16 protein-coding genes are annotated in these 17717 nt (G+C 52.1%); all 16 read left to right on the top strand.

Annotated elements, in window-relative coordinates; translation table 11 throughout:
- Positions 1-11 precede the first annotated feature (11 nt).
- Positions 12-1202, top strand: a complete 1191-nt coding sequence (locus BBD42_RS30055; RefSeq protein ID WP_099521150.1) for a radical SAM/SPASM domain-containing protein — start codon at positions 12-14, stop codon at positions 1200-1202.
- Positions 1203-1216: 14 nt separating this feature from the next.
- Positions 1217-2251, top strand: a complete 1035-nt coding sequence (locus tag BBD42_RS30050) for a Gfo/Idh/MocA family protein (protein WP_172455674.1) — start codon at positions 1217-1219, stop codon at positions 2249-2251.
- 14 nt (positions 2252-2265) lie between these two features.
- Entirely contained in the window at positions 2266-3258 is a 993-nt protein-coding gene (locus BBD42_RS30045) for an ABC transporter ATP-binding protein (RefSeq protein WP_099521148.1), read from the top strand.
- Positions 3245-4054, top strand: a complete 810-nt coding sequence (locus BBD42_RS30040) for an ABC transporter permease (protein WP_099521147.1) — start codon at positions 3245-3247, stop codon at positions 4052-4054. The genes BBD42_RS30045 and BBD42_RS30040 overlap by 14 nt, the downstream gene beginning before the upstream one ends.
- A gap of 5 nt (positions 4055-4059) precedes the next feature.
- Positions 4060-4863, top strand: a complete 804-nt coding sequence (locus BBD42_RS30035; RefSeq protein WP_237163282.1) for an ABC transporter permease — start codon at positions 4060-4062, stop codon at positions 4861-4863.
- A 141-nt stretch (positions 4864-5004) separates the two neighbouring features.
- Positions 5005-5799, top strand: a complete 795-nt coding sequence (gene rfbF / locus BBD42_RS30030) for a glucose-1-phosphate cytidylyltransferase (RefSeq protein ID WP_099521146.1) — start codon at positions 5005-5007, stop codon at positions 5797-5799.
- A 7-nt stretch (positions 5800-5806) separates the two neighbouring features.
- Complete coding sequence (locus BBD42_RS30025) at positions 5807-6901, top strand: NAD-dependent epimerase/dehydratase family protein (protein ID WP_216364897.1); 1095 nt, start codon at positions 5807-5809, stop codon at positions 6899-6901.
- Entirely contained in the window at positions 6898-8193 is a 1296-nt protein-coding gene (locus BBD42_RS30020; protein ID WP_099521145.1) for a UDP-glucose dehydrogenase family protein, read from the top strand. The genes BBD42_RS30025 and BBD42_RS30020 overlap by 4 nt, the downstream gene beginning before the upstream one ends.
- A complete protein-coding gene (locus BBD42_RS30015) occupies positions 8180-8446 on the top strand; it encodes a phosphopantetheine-binding protein (protein ID WP_099521144.1) in 267 nt (88 codons plus the stop codon). Before BBD42_RS30020 ends, BBD42_RS30015 begins: the two co-directional genes overlap by 14 nt.
- A 5-nt stretch (positions 8447-8451) precedes the next feature.
- Positions 8452-9516, top strand: coding sequence for an LLM class flavin-dependent oxidoreductase (locus BBD42_RS30010; protein WP_099521143.1), 1065 nt, complete (start codon positions 8452-8454; stop codon positions 9514-9516).
- Complete coding sequence (locus tag BBD42_RS30005; protein ID WP_099521142.1) at positions 9494-10537, top strand: hypothetical protein; 1044 nt, start codon at positions 9494-9496, stop codon at positions 10535-10537. Before BBD42_RS30010 ends, BBD42_RS30005 begins: the two co-directional genes overlap by 23 nt.
- Complete coding sequence (locus tag BBD42_RS30000; protein WP_099521141.1) at positions 10534-11598, top strand: phosphotransferase enzyme family protein; 1065 nt, start codon at positions 10534-10536, stop codon at positions 11596-11598. Before BBD42_RS30005 ends, BBD42_RS30000 begins: the two co-directional genes overlap by 4 nt.
- Before the next feature lie 40 nt (positions 11599-11638).
- Positions 11639-11899 (top strand): acyl carrier protein, encoded by a 261-nt coding sequence (locus BBD42_RS29995; protein ID WP_099521140.1) that lies wholly within the window; start codon positions 11639-11641, stop codon positions 11897-11899.
- Positions 11896-12780 (top strand): cysteine peptidase family C39 domain-containing protein, encoded by an 885-nt coding sequence (locus BBD42_RS29990; RefSeq protein WP_099521139.1) that lies wholly within the window; start codon positions 11896-11898, stop codon positions 12778-12780. Before BBD42_RS29995 ends, BBD42_RS29990 begins: the two co-directional genes overlap by 4 nt.
- Before the next feature lie 204 nt (positions 12781-12984).
- Entirely contained in the window at positions 12985-15000 is a 2016-nt protein-coding gene (locus tag BBD42_RS29985) for an amino acid adenylation domain-containing protein (RefSeq protein WP_099521138.1), read from the top strand.
- 257 nt (positions 15001-15257) lie between these two features.
- Entirely contained in the window at positions 15258-17639 is a 2382-nt protein-coding gene (locus BBD42_RS29980) for an alpha-L-arabinofuranosidase C-terminal domain-containing protein (protein WP_099521137.1), read from the top strand.
- Positions 17640-17717: the final 78 nt, after the last annotated feature.

Here is a 17717-nt window from a genome sequence, read left to right as displayed (position 1 = left end):
GGGAAGTAAGCGTGCAGCCTAAAACAAATATCCGAATGGATGAGAAGTCGTTCGAGATCCTGAAGCGAACGATCCGAAACGCAGCAATCCCGATGAGGCAGAAGCGGGAAAACCCGAAGTACAAGACGGAGCTTCCCGAGGTTGTTGCCATTAAGCTGACCAACCGCTGCAATTTGCGCTGCAAGCATTGCTACCAATGGAACGAGGATGGCTACCATCATCAGATGGAAAAGGCTGAGCAAAATTTGGATATCGACGTGGCCATTGTGAAGCGGTTGTTCGAGGATACGAGGCAGGCGAAATCCCGCTTGTATTTGTGGGGCGGCGAGCCGATGTTCCACCGGCAGTTCGGCGACATTTTGACGATGCTGGAGGAGGATCCTCGAGAGGTCACGATTTGCTCGAACGGCCTGCTCTTCGATCAATATATGGAGCAAATGCTGCGCATTTCTGAACAGCTGGAGCTGCTTATCGCCGTGGAAGGGTTTGAGAAGGATCACGATCTCATCCGGGGAAAGGGCTCTTACAGCAAGGTGATGAAAGGCATCGACCAGCTGCTGGCGCTTCGATCGGAGGGCCGGTTCCATGGACGGATTTCGGTCCATTGCGTCATTAATAACGCAAACATCTATTATTTATACGACTTGATGGAGAGCTTCGAGCAGCGGGGAATTGATCTCGTGCTGCTGACGTTCCCCTGGTACATTGCTCAGGATACGTCGCTTGCGATGGACGATTATTTTCGCGAGCAGTTTGACTGGCTGCGCCATATTGAAGAGGGAGAGAAGAGCAGCTGGCACGCCTTCAAATACCGGATCGAGCCGCATCATCTCCCCTCCCTGCTGGAGCAGCTTCGCAAAATGAACGAGCGTGTCTGGCACACCCGCCTGCGCTACCAGCCGGGGCTCGAATTTGACGAAATTGAGCGATTCGTCACAGGCGAGGTCATGACCAGCCGCTGTGCGACCGATTGTCTGGCGCTGGCTACACGCATTGATGTAACGCCGACGGGAAACATTTCGGCCTGCAAATTTTTCTCCGAGTTCACGGTAGGCAATTTAAAAGAAAAAAGCCTTGAGGAAATATGGAACTCTGAGGAATACGATCGGCTTCGGGAAACCATCAACAACGGCTTGACCCCGGCATGCTCCAAGTGCAATGTGCTTTATCTGCATGGCGTCTCGGCGCTAAAGCACATATAGGAGCTGATGCAGGCGTGAGAACTTTAGCTCTAGGCATTATCGGCTGCGCGTCCATCGTTCGCAGGGCGGTATTCCAGCCGATGCCTTTCGTCGAAGGCATTAGGGTGGTGGGCATTGCCAACCGAACCAGGTCGCGAGCGGAGGCGCTAGCTGTGGAATTCGGCATACCGCGTGTATTTGAGCAGCTTGAGGACGTGTTGGCAAGCCCGGATGTAGACGCCGTGTATATCGCGCTGAGTAATGATCTTCATGCCGAATGGGTACTGCGCGCGGTCGAGGCGGGCAAGCACGTGCTCGTGGAGAAGCCGATCGCGATGAATGCGGCGGAGTGCGCAAAGCTTGCGGAGCGGCTTGCCGGCCAATCGGCGGTCGTGCTGGAGGGGCTGATGCTCCAGCATCACCCATGGCAAAGCGCCCTCCGGGAGCTGATTCAGGGGCAGCGTTATGGCAAGCTGCTGCAGATGCGCACGGAAATGCATATACCGATGCGTGATCTGCCGTTGACGAGCTACCGCTGCGATCCGGGCCGAGGAGGCGGCGTCTTCGCCGACCTTGGCTGCTACTGGCTGCAAACGCTGCAGCAGCTGCCTGGCTTTGAGGCAGCCAAGCCCATGAAGCTGACGGCGGAATCAGCGTTTGACGGTCCGCGCGGCTGCGACTGGACGTTCGGCGCATCGCTCAACTATGAAAGCGGGGTCGCTGCGGAACTGTCGGCTTCCTTCGAACGCCCTTACCGCACGCGGCATGTGTTGAGGCTGGAGCATGCCGATCTGGTAGTAAACGATTTTTTTCGCGCCAACGTCGGGAGATATAAAATCACGATTAAGATCGAGGAGCGAGAACCGGGCCGCCCGCTCGGCCGAATAAGCTTTGATCCGCAGCATTATTACGAAAATCAGCTGGAGTATTTCCGCGATAGCGTCTTGACAGGGACTAGCATAGGCAGTCGCGAGCTACTTCGTGAATCGCTGGAGCGGGTCAGGCTCCAGGAGCGGATTCATGCGGCGGCTGTAAACCGCAAGCGCCATGTCGAGGAACGCATGAAGTAAAGGAGACAACAGGCATGATCATTGAGGTTGACGGCTTATCCAAATCCTTCACTTACCATAAGAAGGATTTGGGACTTAAAAGTTCGATCCAAAATTTGTTCCGCCGCGAGCAGCAAACCAAACATGCGGTGTCGGATATTTCCTTTAGCATCGAGGAGGGAGAGGTCGTCGGGTTCCTCGGGCCCAATGGTGCCGGCAAGACGACGACGCTCAAGATGCTATCAGGCATATTGCATCCGACGAGCGGCAGCGCCAAAGTGTTCGGCTACACGCCATGGGAGCGGAAAAACGAATTTAAACGGCAATTTTCCATCGTCATGGGACAGAAAAACCAGCTATGGTGGGACCTGCCTGCGAATGAGTCGCTGTTTCTGAACAAATGCATCTACGAGGTAGACGATGCGGAGTATGCGCGGACGCTGGGAGAGCTGACCGAGCTTCTTGACGTGAAGGAACTGCTTAAAGTGCAGGTGCGCAGATTATCACTAGGCGAACGGATGAAGATGGAGCTGATTGCCGCCCTCATTCATAAGCCGAGAATCCTCCTCTTAGATGAGCCGACCATCGGTCTCGATATTATTTCGCAGCGCAAAATAAGGGAGTTTTTCAAATATTACAATCGCGACAAAAAAACGACCATCGTCCTGACCAGCCATTACATGAACGATATTGAGGAACTGTGCGATCGCTCCATTATTATCAACCACGGAAGGATCGTATTTGACGGAGGGCTGAGTGAGGTCAATGAAAGGCTTGGGCATAAAAAAATAATGAAGCTGGTGCTTTCCGAGCCCGTTGAAGAATGGGTGCTGAATCAGGTTGGAGAAGTCAAGGAATTCAAGGATACGCATGTGAAGTTCGTGTTCGAGCAGTCGGAAATTAAAAAAATGTCGCGCTGGGTGCTTGACCACCTGCCCGTAATTGATTTTACCATCGAAGATATCCCGATTGAGGAGGGCATCGCCCTGCTGTACCAAAGTGGCGGTGAGAAGCATGAGACTGCATAGCATGTATTCGAAAACCTTCTCACTGGGCGTGCAAAATTCGCTGGAATACCGCACGAATTTTTTTCTGAATCTGTTTGGCGCGGTTTTTCCGATTTTAATTCAGTACTTCTACTGGAGAGCGGTGTTTGCCAGCTCGGGCCAACAAATCGTATTCGGATTTTCGTATAACCAGATGATTGCTTATTCCGTTCTGGCGGTCTTGATGTCCAAGCTGATCGGCACCACGTTCCAGTACGAAATTGCCCGGGACATCAAGGACGGCGGATTGAATAAGTACCTCGTCAAGCCGATAGGGTATTTATCATACCGGATATTTTGTTTTCTTGGGGAAAAAAGCGTGCAAATGCTCGTTGTACTCGCCCTTTCCGTAATCGTCATGCTGCTGCTGAATGCTTGGCTGGATTTTCCAGTCAACCTGTCCCATATTTTGCTGTTTCTATGCGTCGTGCCCAGCGCCTTAATGCTGAACTTCTTCATCTACTATAGCTTAAGTGCCGTCGCTTTCTGGTTTGCGGAAGCGAATGGCGCGTTTCGGACGTTTGCGCTGCTCGCCAATATTGCGGGCGGGGGTTTGTTTCCGTTGGATATTTACGGCCCGGTTACCAAGGCTATTCTGCTGGCGCTGCCATTTAATTATGTGATTTATTTTCCCATCCGTCTGCTCAGCGGCATGTTGACCGGCCCGGAGATTGCTGCCGGGGTAATGATGCAGCTGGTCTGGATTGGGGTGTTCGCCGCGCTCTCGACCTTGCTGTGGAGGCAGGGTCTCACGAAGTATATTGCGGTGGGAGGGTAGGCCCCTTGTTAAAGACATTAAAAAAATACGCATTGATCTACAAGGTTTTCGTCAAAAACTGCTTTATCGCCCAGATGGAATACCGGATCAATTTTTTGTTCGCGAACACGATTGAAATCGCTTATTTATTCATCAAGCTGCTTTATGTGATGGTTGCGTTCCGCGTCGGGGTCGTCATTAACGGCTATACACCGGATATGATGATGATGTTTGTCGGGTCCTTTACGATGATGACGGGCTTTTATTGTCTTTTCTTTTATTCGAACTTTATGAATTTGAGCAATCATGTTCGAAACGGCACGCTGGATCTGCTCATCACAAAGCCGGTTTCGCTGCAGTTTATCGCTACGCTTCGCAATGTAGACTTCGGTTTTTCCTTTACAAACGTGGTGGCCGGGGCAGGGATGATTATCCTTGCCTGGTCGCGCATGGGCATTCCTGTCACATTTTCGCGGGTAGTGATGTTTTTGCTGTTCATTTTCCTCGGCATCGTGCTCAAATATGCCATCTTCCTGATGCCATCCTTGATCTCGTTCTGGACGGTACAGACGGCGGCGGTCAATCAGATGTCAACCGCCATATGGGATATGAACCATGTGCCGATGCACATATACGGCCGTTCGGTTCGGCATGTAGGCACGTTTTTGTTCCCGGTGTTTGTCATTACTAATTTTCCGCCGCTGTTTGTGCTCGACCGGCTGGGCTGGGTGCATATGGTCTGGTTCCTGTTCGCCCCGCTGCTGTTTTTATTCCTCTCGCGGAAGCTGTGGAACGTAGCCATTCGCAATTACTCCAGCGCTAGCAGTTAGCGGTGGGGGTGCGGTGCAAAGCCTAGTCGAGCCGGGTATGCCCGATTAAGCGCTGCGAATGAGAGGAAACCGCCATAGCAGCGGGGACGCCATAAGCATGACAATTACATGATATAAGTTCATAGCAGAGGAGCGTCGGAGATGGAGAAAACAAAGGTCGTCTTATTGTCCGGCGGCTTCGGTACCCGTCTGGGTGAAGAAACGGTGCTGCGGCCGAAGCCGATGGTAGAGATCGGAGGCATGCCGATTTTATGCCATATTATGAACATTTACGATGCTTGCGGCTTCAATGAGTTTATTATCGCTTTAGGCTATAAGAAGGAAATGATCAAGCAATATTTTCTCAATTATATGTATTTGCAAAACGATTTCTCCATCCATATGAGCCAAGCGAGCGTCGATATCGTCAGGCACAGGCAGCCGGATTGGACGGTGCATCTGCTCGATACAGGGCTGAGCACTATGACGGGCGGGCGACTGCACAGGCTTCGGGATCAGCTTTGCAATGATACCTTCATGACAACCTATGGGGATGGAGTGGGCGATATCGACGTCAAGAGCTTGCTCGATTACCATAAATCCCATGGCAAATTGGCCACGGTTACGCTCGTCAAGCCCCGCGCCCGATTTGGCACCGTGGATCTAATAGGCGACCAGGTCGTCTGTTTCAAAGAGAAGGCCGATACCGGTGGGTGGATTAACGGCGGCTTTTTTGTTTTTGAGCCAGGCGTGCTTGATTATATTGGTCACGATACGGATGTGCTTGAGAGCGATGTCCTTCCCCGGCTCGCCGAGGAAGGGCAACTTATGGCTTACAGACACGATGGGTTCTGGGACTGCATGGACACGATGCGCGACAAGCAATATCTCGAGAGCCTTTGGGCTTCCGGGGAAGCCCCCTGGAAGCGCTGGCACGACAATGAAGGGAGGGGCTGAAGCGTCTATGGATGCGATGAATAACCCGATCATGCAGGAAGATATGGCGTATATTCAGGATAAAATGGTCAATCCTGCCTGCTTCGCCGGCATGAGGATTCTCATTACCGGCTGCGGCGGCTTTATCGGCTTTTATCTGACTCACTTGTTCGTTCATCTGAAGCGGCAGGGCTATGCCTATGACAAGCTGCTGCTGCTCGATACATTCCGTTCCGGCATCCCGGAGTGGCTTTCCTCCCTAGTGGCGGAGCATCAGGATATCGAGGTGCACACGTTCGATATTGCCAGAGACAGCCTTGAGCTTGTACAGGGTGCCGAGTGTGCGGATTACGTCATTCATATGGCTTCCATCGCCTCGCCCACCTTTTATCGGCAGTTTCCAGTGGAAACGATCGAAGCGAATGTCATGGGGCTGCAGCGGCTGTTCGATTTCTATAAGCGTCGCCCGCTGAAGGGCTTTCTGTTCTTTTCCAGCAGTGAAATATATGGCGATCCGGACCCGAATTTCATACCGACCCCTGAGTCCTACTGGGGACATGTGCCGAGCATTGGCCCGCGCGCATGCTACGACGAGTCGAAACGAATGGGCGAGACGTTATGCTACGTCTATCATCACACATTCGGCATGCCGGTCCGCATTGTGCGGCCGTTCAACAATTTCGGCCCGGGCATGTCGCTTATGGACCGTAGGGTGCCTGCCGACTTTGCGCTTGCTGTGCTCCGGGATGAACCGATTGTGATCCATTCGGACGGCAAGCCGACCCGGACGTTCTGCTACATTTCCGACGCGATTGACGGCTACCTCCGCGTCCTGCTGCATGGCGAATTCGACTGCTTTAATATCGGCATGGACGGCGGCGAGCTGTCCGTTGAGCAGTTGGCTGGCATATACCGTGAGGCTGCTGCCGAGCTGCAAGGCTACACGGGCGATATCCACTTTGCTGCATCCCCGGAGAAGGATTACCTGCTGCATAACCCGTCCAGGCGCTGTCCAGATTTGTCCAAAGCCCGAAGTATGCTCGGTTACCTGCCCGAGATTGAAGTGTCCGAAGGGGTCAGACGCTACTTAAGGTTTCTGCAGAAGGAGCTGATCTCCGTATGATCGCGGTAATTGGACTAGGCTTCGTCGGTCTGACGACCGGGCTTGGACTTGCCCATCGTCTCGGCTGTACGCTATTCGCCTACGATTGCGATTCGAACAAAAGGGAGCTGTACCAAGCCGGAAGGATCCCGTTTCACGAGCCGGAGCTGCAGGAGCATCTTGGCCGCTATTTGGGCAATCGATTCATAGTTTGCGATACGCTCGAAGAAGCATTGCGCCGGGCGGAATATATTTTTTACTGCGTTGGCACTCCCGCTCTTGCCGATGGCGGCACGGACCTGAATGCTCTGCTGGATGGGATCAAGGCAAGCCACGAGGTGTTATCGGACGGACAGTTTCGCGTGCTGGCCATCAAGTCCACAGTTCCGCCGGGTACGACCTCCCGCGTAATTGCTCCTCTGCTCGAGCAGTTCGGATTACTTCCTGGGGAGCATGTCGGCCTAGCAGCAAACCCGGAGTTTCTAAGAGAAGGCTCGGCGTGGCGCGATGTGATGGAGCCGGACCGGATCGTTATCGGGGAAGCTGAGCCAATCGGCGGACGGAAGCTTGCGGAGCTGTATGCTTTGGGCTTTGATGCTCCCATCCGCCGCGTATCGGCCACAGCCGCCGAATTTGTTAAATACATGTCCAATTCGCTGCTTGCTACGCTGATCAGCTTCGCGAATGAGATGGCGATGATTGCGGAGCGGACTGGCGACATCGATATTCCTCAGGCGTTCGATTTGCTTCACGAGGACAAGCGCTGGCACGGCACGCCAGCCAAAATGACCGATTATGTGTATCCGGGCTGCGGCTATGGCGGTTATTGCTTGCCGAAGGACATCGCTTCAATGATTCATCATGCTTCAGCTATTGGCGAATATGCTGGTCTGCTGAAGGCTGCGGTTGACGTGAACGAAAAGGCACAAAAGCGAATGGCGGAGCAGATTGCCGCTGCTGCCGGAAACGATAAGAATCGAAAGATTGGCATTCTGGGTCTTTCATTCAAGCCGGGAAGTGACGATGTACGCGGCGCTGTTTCCTTCGGAATCCTTCGCCTATTGCTTGGGATGGGGTATTTGAACATCGCTGCTTATGACCCGATAGCGATGAATGCATTTGATTTGGCTTTTGGACTGCCCATTTCTTATGCGCAAACGATGGAGGAGCTGGTTTCGGGGAGCGAAGTTATCGCGATCATGACTAGCTGGGAGGAATTTAAAGAGAAAAGGCATCTGCTCTCGGGCAAGCTCGTCATCGACGGCAGATATACGGAAGCGCAAAGCGGGGTGATTGTTCATGCTGGACAATAAGGAACATATCGTGAATATTTTGGCGAAGCTGCTAAACCTAGAGCCGGAGCTGCTGGTGGCGCTTGGAGAGGATGCGGATTTAACGGAGCAGTATTTAAGCTCTGTTCTCGTGGTCGAGCTTGTGGTAGAGCTGGAGCAATATTTTGACCTGATGATCGATGATGAAGATTTATTGACGGAAAATGTCTCCACGATGCGAAAAATCGGGGAGCTGATCTCAAAATATAAGCAGATGCAGCCTTCGAAGGAGTGAGCGAAATGGTTTTTTGCTGGATGCTTCCGCAGGGTGACCTTCAGCAGATAACGGAGCAGGCTAGAGCCGCCGAAGGGTATGGCTTTGATTCCGTATTGTTGATCAACGCGAACGAATATATGGACCCATGGCTGGCTGCCGCGTATTTGGCCGAGCGGACCGGGAAGCTGCGATTTCTGATCGCGCAAAATACGAGCTATATTCTGCCGACGGCAGCAGCAAAAGCGCTAAGCACATTAAACCTGCTAACTGGCGGCCGAGCAGATATAAATGTAGTAACCGGCAGCTCGGCCATTGAGATGGGGCGCATGACGAAAGCGCTTAGCCATGAGCAGCGCTATGAGCGGACGAAGGAATTTGTAGAGCTGTTTCACCGGCTGCAAGAAGGCGGGACTGTCCACTTTAGAGGCTCTTGGTTCGAGGTGAATCAAGGAGAGCTGTATCCGAAGCCGCCTGCTCGCGGCAGCGTGTTCATTTCCGGCAGCTCCCCAGAGGCGATGCGAATCGCGGCTGCCAGCGGGCACCATTATTTAACGTACGGGCATGATTATCCGGTTGTCAGCAAGCGGCTTGAAACGTTTCGTGGATATATCCCGAAGGCAAGTCTGCATCGTCCTAAGTGCGGCATAATGATCGATATTATTGCCAGGGAGACGACTGAATCGGCTTGGTCCGCAGCAGAGCGTTTTCTTGGCGGAGCGAGCGCTTTAGAGAAGCGCACGAACCGGCTGTTCCGCAATAATTGCGATGCTGCAGGGATTCAGAGCTACAAAGCGCATTATGCAGACCCGATGGCGAAAGTATCCGAGCACTTATGGGCAGGACTCGTGCAGCTGAATACATCAAACGGCTTTTCCATCGTCGGGTCGTACGAGGAGGTGCGGCAGTCGATTCGGAAGTTCCAGCAGCTAGGCGTAGACTATTTTATTCTGAGCGGGCTCGCAGGGCCCGATGAACAATTGCGCATAGGCGAGTACATTCTTCCCTATGTGAGAGGAAATGGGGAACCCAAAGGACTCTCGCCGGCGGTAAAGGAGGCCACAGCCAATGGAAATGGAAATTACGCATAAAAAACCTTTTGCCATACGTGCGGGCCTGCACTGCTTGTTTTCCGGTTTGTACCACATCCTCGAGCGAGAACGGCCGGAAGCGGCAGCGGAGAGCGATGAAGCGGATATTTATTTCGAGACGAACGGGCTGAATTTGGAGTACTACGGCGATCTGAACAGGGTTTGGCTTGCGTCTCAGCAGGACATTGTAGAACGCTTCGCCCAAACTTACGGACTTAAGCCGCATGCCTCGTTCGAGGTGGAGCTGAATCCGGGTGCCGCGCTGCTGCGCCTGCGGGAGGCTGTGCTGCAAGGCCGCATGCCGCTGCTGTTTATACGTACGACATCGCTTGACTACCATGAGGTATTCAGAGATGGGGAAGAAAGGAATCACCTTGTCCTTCTGCTTGGCTGGGACGATGGCAGCGATTCGGTGCTGATCGGCGACAGCTCCTTTCTCGATCAGGCGGGGCACGTCACTACCTATGAAGGAGTGTTGACGGTTGATGCGCTGCAAAAGGGATTATGGGGGTACGCTTGGTTCGAGACTGACAAGGAGCGGAAGCCTTCCTCAGGCTCAGAACGTTTTAATGCGGTGCTCCAAAACATTCGCTCATTTAATCAAGGCTTAGAGTTGCCTGGCCAAAGGTACCAAGGCAGTCTTGCCTACCGTATATACGTAAGGGACTACGCTAAGCTGCCTGCGTTAGATGCTCCGGCGTTCTCTGCTGTGTGCCGGAACGTGTATTATTGCTTCCGGGTCGGGGGGATGCTTCATCAGCTGGAATACCTTTCTGCATATATCGGGCGCTATGAAGGACGATGGCCACAAGAGGGCCAAGAGCTTCTATACCGCGTGGAAGGATTGCGGGAGAAATGGCGCAAAGCACTGATGCAGTTATACAAGGTTGGTTTATCTGTCCAGCGAGATAAGATCGGCCTGCTGCAGGATCGATTCTCTCTGCTTCTTGATGAGCACGAAAAATTGCTGTGCGATCTGCTGAAAGCGGTAGACGAGGGACAAGGAACTGCTTGCCGATGAAAGCTAATTTGTTTGTTCAAGACGACAATAGACTCGTTCAAGAAGCGATCGGACGCTTCGCTCTAGAACGGGTCGCTTTCGTTCCGCTGGAAAGCTATGAGAGCGGAGTATACGCATGGGAATGGAAGGGTCGCAAATTTATTTTAAAAATGACCCGGAAAAGCCGTCGAACTCGGGAGCAGCTGATGGGAGAAATCGATTTTGTTCAATTTGTTGCCTCTCATGGCGTTTCCGTGGCTAGGCCCATCGTTGCAAGGAGCGGGCAATACGTAGAAAACATCGGCTCCAGCATCAAAGGCATGGAAGGCATTGATGGAATGGTTGACATAGACGGCAAAATGGACGGCGAAGGAAGTGGCGGAAGCTCGGGATACTGGGCGTATGCTTTCGAGTGGGCGGAAGGCGAGCGAGTCAGCCCCAGCCACCATGGCTCCAAGCTTTACAAAGTATGGGGGATGGCCATGGGACAGCTGCATAGCCTTGCGGCGCTGTATGAGCCGAAGCAGCCCGAATGGGCTCGTCCCAGATGGGAGGAATCTGAGCTGCTGCCAACGTTAGAGTTGTGTGCCCTCAGCTCGCTCCCGGAGCTTCGATCGGCGGCTGACACCTGGATGACCAAAGTAAGTCGGATTCCCGAGCGTACGGGGGAATTCGGTTTAATCCACAACGATATGCATCCTCGCAATTTTCATTGGAACGGGGAAGACATCGTAATGTTCGATTTCGACGGGTTGACGCATCATCATTATGCGAGCGACATTGCGGTTGCCTTATATTACGGTTTGGCGGAACATAGCCGGGCGAGCGAGAGCAGTTGGTCTCCGGAATTATTCCTGCATGATTTTTTGGAGGGCTATTCCGTTTGCCGGACCGTCTCAGCAGAGCTTCAGCGCCATATTCCCGATTGGATGATGTTTCGTCATATCCAGCTTTATATGTCGTATTTCCGGTCTTGGGGCGAGCGGCCCGCTGGGATTACGGAGAGATGGACCTTGAGCCGTTATAGGAAAGATATTATTGGAGGCACCTTGTTCGGCAGGAAGCCTGAGAATTTGGCATGAACAAGCTAATCGCATTCTAAGCCTGGAAAGGAGATCCATTATGAACCGTACGGAATGGACCAAGGAACATATCGCGGGTTATGTACAGTCGCAGATCAAGGAACAGCTTCAACTGGAGGAAGATGTCGCGCCAGATGATGAGCTGGCAAGCTATGGGATGGATTCGTTTGCTTCGATGACTCTTGTTGTAGCATTTGAAACGAATTACAATATCGTCTTTGAGGACGAGGAATTGCTTTTCGAAAATTTTGCCACCTTGCAGCATATGGTTGATAGCATTTGCGGAAAGCTGCAGCCATGAATCTCGCGTGGGTGGATTGCTCCATCGACAAGCTGCTTGCCCTCTATCCAGGCATTCACCCTTATGCGGCAATGATAGACCGCTGGGCTTTCAAGCCGGTATGGGACGGGGAAGCCGAGGAGGTGGATTTGAGCCGGGTGCTGGCTACGGAGGAGCAGCTCCTTATACACTATGGAATTGAGCGGAGTTATGAAAACAACTGGATCGATGAGGCACTGCGAAGCGGGCATCTGGTTCTGCTCCCTTGCGATCTGTTCTACATGCCGCATGCCAAGGTGTTCTACGGCAAAGAGCATGCAGGGCACTACATTGTTGTACGTGAGCTTCTGCCGGACGGAAGCTACTTGATCTTCGACGACCATCCCGCGTTTTGCGGGGTGATGGAGCGGGCAGCACTAAAGACGGCCCATGATGCATTGGGCTTGCCGTATCAGAGGTTTGTGCCAGGCATGCTTCAGGTGACGGAAGCTTCCGCGATTGGCTACGTGTCCCGCATGCTCAAGGCGGATTCCTTTTACTTAGGCGACTTTGCACGGCGATTATTGGCCTCGAAGGAGACGGTGCTGCGCAAATGTATGATCCTGAAGGGAACGCGCCATTTTCATCATCGGCTGTACGGCTTTATCCGAATGGTGGATGCTGCTCCGCTTCCTTTAGGAGAAGGAGAGGCCGTGTCGGAGCTGAGGCAAAGCATCGTTCAGTATATAGACGACTGGAGAGTGACGGTCAATCTCGCTACAAGGGTTTTGCTTCAGCCGGCGCTGCCAATATGGGATCGTGTCGAGAACCGGCTTGAAAACCATCAGGAGAGCGAGGCGCTGCTTCCGAATGCAGCTGATCGTTTTCTTGAGCTGCTGCATGCAGCTGAGACGAAGGGTTAGCTGGCGTGCATGGCGACGATAGATGTGACGGCACGTTATGACCGACAGTGATTTCAAGGGAACTCGGAAATGGGCTGCAAACGATTTGCAAGCTAGTGAAGGAGGTTCTTGCCTCCATGCTCGAAGCTTTGCAACGAAGAAGATTAAGCTGACAAATATTTCTAAAAAAACATTCTACAAAAACCTTCTACAAGGGAGGGGCAGATGTCGATGACGCTGGCTAGGCATGATCGTGTACAATTAACGAGTTTACGGCTGGCTTGGGGGCTTGTGCTGGTGAAATACCACGAGCCCGAACAGCTTCAGCTGTACGTGGAAGAGCAGGGGAGCCTGCCAGTGTGGAGCTGCAAGCGAACTGGCAAAGCGCCAGAAGAACCAGACTCCGGCAATTGGACTTTTTTGGAACTGGACTGCTCTGTGGACGAAACGGTTGAAAAATGGCTGCAGCGGCTGGAGGCCATGCTGGGCATTCCTTCAATAATCGAGGTTATTGAAGCTTCTCCGCAGCGATGTTCCTCGGAATGGCAGCATGAGCTAGAACAAATCGTGTATGACGATGCGAGATGGAATGGGCATTTGCACGAAAATATTTCGATGGAACGTTTCAAGTCCCATTTGGCCAGTTTAGAGGAGGCGTTGTTTCAAAAGCGCAATCAACTGCTTAGGGATGTGCCCATGCTGCTAGCCGATGAATATATTCAGCTCACAAGGGACTTCAACGAAACTGCGCTTGCGTTTCCACGGGGGAGGACGATACACGAACTGTTCTCGGAACGCGCGGCGCTGCATTCGGAGCACATAGCGGTTGTTTCAAATGCTGGCAGCTTGACTTACGGAGAGCTGGAGAGAGAATCCAGCAGACTTGCTGCATCGCTGCACAAGAGGGGAGCAGGCAAGGGACAGATCGTTGCTATTACGGCCGACCGCACGCCGGAAATGCTAATCGGTTTATTGGCGATATTGAAAGCGGGAGCCGCATACTTGCCGATTGATCTCCGCGCACCGGAGGCGCATAACCGCATTATTTTGGAAGACTGTGGAGCCCAAATCGCGATCTCCCGCACGCCGCTGCTGGGACTTCAGATGCTCGATCCGTATGAGGCTTCGTCTTACTCGGACGAGTCCGATTTTGAGAAGAGCTTTAACACGTCGACCGATTCAGAACTTCTGGCGTATATCATCTATACATCGGGAACGACGGGAGCCTCTAAGGGGGTGATGATCCCGCATCGGAACGTCGTCAATTATGCAGCTTGGTTTAACGACCAATATGGTACAGAGGGGCCGCTTCGTGTGCTTCTAGCCGCCAACTTGACGTTTGATGCATCGGTAGAGTCGATCTTTTGCACCCTGCTAGGGGGCGGCAGCGTCGTTTTGATTCAAACCGAGCTGTTGGTGCATCAGCGCGCGTTCCGGCAGTTCATTGACAAGCATCAGGTACAGCTTATTCATCTTGTCCCTACGCTGCTCAATCGGCTGCTGTCGGAAGGAGAGCGGCTCGCTAGCGTGCAAATTGTCATTTCCGGAGGAGAAGCGCTTGAGCAGGGGCTGAAGGATCGTCTTTTGCACAAGGGATATCGGGTTTTTAATCACTACGGCCCGACTGAGGCGACGGTCGTGTCCGTAACCGCCGAGCTGAAGGAAGGCTTGCCTGTAACGATTGGCAAGCCGATTGGAAATACAAGCATATACATCGTTAATTCACACATGCAGCTATGTCCGATCGGTGTAATTGGGGAAATCTGCATCGCCGGAGAGGGCTTGGCTAAGGGATACCTGCAGCGCGAGGAGCTGACAAAGCAAAGATTTGTTGCGAACCCCTTCGAGCAAGGAGCTAGGTTGTACCGTACCGGAGACTTTGGAAAATGGCTTCCAGAAGGGCTAGTGGAATATGCCGGCAGAGTCGACGATCAGCTGAAAATCAATGGCATACTCGTTCATCCTGAAACAATTCGTAAAGCGGCTGAAGCTCATCCGGCGATTCAAGCCGCCATTGTCCTTTTTTCACCAGATAATGAAGGAGGAAAGCTGATCGTTTATTATCGCCTGGAGCAGCCGGGTGCGGCAAAGGTTTCGGCAACCGAACTGCGAGCTTTTCTGCTTCAGAGGCTGCCGCCCTCGATTATCCCTAAGCATTTTGTCGAGCTCCAGGAATTCCCGCTTAATTCAAATGGGAAGGTGGATAAAAAACGACTGCTTGCGAAGCAGGAGTGCGTCTAAGTGCAATGATATTGCCTAATAGGCTTGGATAAGGCAGCCCTTCCTTGGAGGGGCTGCTTTTTTGTTTTAATCTCCGCCTTCTTCACTTAACGGCGCCATAACAAAATTAGTCGAAATATGAAAAATACAAAGTCGTAATATTGAGAGCGAAGAAGAAGATTTATTCTGTAATATGTATGCAGTATAGGAAGTGGACAGGGGGACAGACTGCAATTTTATGCTGTCACTCATTATTTTGTATAAGGAGATGTTGAACAATGAGTATATCTGCAAAGGTGACGATTCATGCTGACCGCAAACGGTTTCCGGTCAGCAGGACGCTGTACGGCCTGTTTTTCGAGGAAATTAACCGCGCTGGCGACGGAGGCTTATATGCGGAGTTAATTCGCAACCGGTCGTTTGAGGATACGATTATTCCCGAACGCTGTCATGTTGATAATTGCACCATGCATACACCTGCAGGATGGTCGGCTCCTTTCGATAATTCGGACCCGATTCCGGGCTGGACATTGGATTTTCCAGCAGGCTCGCGAGCCCATATGGAACTAGATTCGTCAATGCCGCTCAATGCCGCCAATCCGTTGTCGCTGCGGGTAGATATAGAGAGTACAGCAGGTGGGGGCGCAGCAATTATGAACTGCGGGTTCTGGGGGATTCCCGTACAAGCAGGAGCTCAATACGAATGCTCTTTTTATGCGAGAAAGGATTCTGCATTTGACGGTTTATTGGAGATTGCGTTGACCGATGCTTCCCATACGATGATACACGCCGCCCAAACCGTTCATATTGACTCTTCGGAATGGCAGAAGATTGAGCTGACATTGGTTAGCGAAGATACGAACCGGGACGCTAGATTTGTAATCTCTGCGAAGAGCGCAGGGACTTTCTGGATTGAATTTGTTTCTTTGTTCCCGAGCGATACGTTTAATGGACGGAAAAACGGTCTTCGGCCAGATCTCTCAAGCATGCTGCAAAAATTGGCGCCAACCTTCCTGCGGTTCCCGGGAGGCTGTTTCGTGGAAGGGTTCTCGGTGGAGACCGCATACAGGTGGAAAAAGACGATTGGCCCTCTGGCGGAACGCGACTCACATTGGACGCTTTGGAATTATCGGACGACGAATGGACTTGGTTATCATGAGTATCTTCAAATGGCGGAGGATATGGGACTCGAAATGATGTTTGTCGTCAATTGCGGTTTGACATGTCAAGGAAGACCCGGCGAACTTATTCCAATGGATCAGCTGGATGAATGGGTTCAAGACATGCTTGATGCCATTGAATACGCCAACGGGCCTGCCACAAGCAGATGGGGGGAGAAGCGAGCGCAGAACGGTCATCCCGAGCCCTTCGGACTGAAGTACATTGAGATCGGCAACGAAAATTTCGGCCATGAATATAACATGCGATACAAGGTATTTTATGACGCGGTCAAAGCGGCATATCCGGAAATGCTTACCATATGGAACACCCATTGGGAGGTAGGGACGGAAACGAAGGGCTTGCCGGTTGAAATCGTGGATGAGCACTTTTATGCTGACAATGAATTTTACCAGTTGTATCACGATATGTACGATCATTACGACCGCCAAGGACCAAAGGTTTATGTTGGCGAATATGCGATGATCATCGATAACAAAAACGGTACGCTGCAGGGCGCATTAAGCGAAGCGGCTTTTATGATTGGGATGGAGCGAAACCAGGATATTGTAGTCATGTCTTCGTATGCGCCTCTCCTGTCCAACATCCATCACATGGTTTGGGAGCCAAATCTCATTTATTTCGACGGTACGCGCACGTACGGTACGCCTTCGTATTATGTGCAAAAAATGTTTGGGGAAAATAGGGGCGATGCGGTGGTCGAAAGTGATGTGGAAACAGAGTCTCAAAAGCCGTCGATTTACGGGGGGCTCGGATTAAGCCTGAATCAGCTCGGACAAGTAAAGGATATTTCTATATCGGCCAAAGGCGTTACGCTCTTGCATTTAGACGAGGTCGGGACGGAGTCGCCTGCCTGTAATGTTTTCCATGACGTGTTGTGGATTGGCGATAGTTCCTGGCAGGAATACGAGGTAACGATGAATGTGAAGATGGATGAGCAGGGACTGAAGCTTCGGTTTCTTGACCGCCATCAGAAATGGAACGATCAAAATTACTTCCTGTGGGAAATGGATGCCGATGGAGAAAGCCGACTCGTGCGTATTGTAGGGTGGTCTCGGGTCAAGCTGGCTGCGGACGCAAAAGTCGATATAGCACAGGAAGCTGAGGAAAGGCAATTGCGTATCGTCGTCGAACGCGACGGGGTTCGTTGTTTTGTGGACGGACAGTTGGTGCATGAACATGAATTCGGAGCTATCCCGTATTTGACATCCGTTGCGACGATTGACGAAGCCAGCCGCGAGCTGGTTGTGAAGCTGGTTAACCCGTCGCCGGAAATCATTCAGACCAAGCTGAATATACAGGGTTCCCAAATGGTGAAAATAGTAGGGGAGCAGTTGGTCTTGACCGGACAACCGGAGGCGTTTAATTCAATGGATCAGCCTGTTCTAGTGTCGCCTGCGTCCTCTCCGTTGCTGCTGGATGATGGAAGCTTGTACACTGTACCGGCGTACGCCGTCGTGATTTTGAAGATAAAACTATAATGGCCTGGCTTGCCAAGAATGCGCTTACCTGTGTGGGTTGCTCTAAATGGTGAATATCATTAGAATGAAGCTAATTCA

It is taken from the genome of Paenibacillus sp. BIHB 4019, from assembly GCF_002741035.1.
In the GTDB taxonomy this organism is placed as follows: Bacteria; Bacillota; Bacilli; order Paenibacillales; family Paenibacillaceae; genus Pristimantibacillus.
Note: the sequence above shows the minus strand (reverse complement) of the source record. Positions and strands in the feature narration are given on the sequence as shown.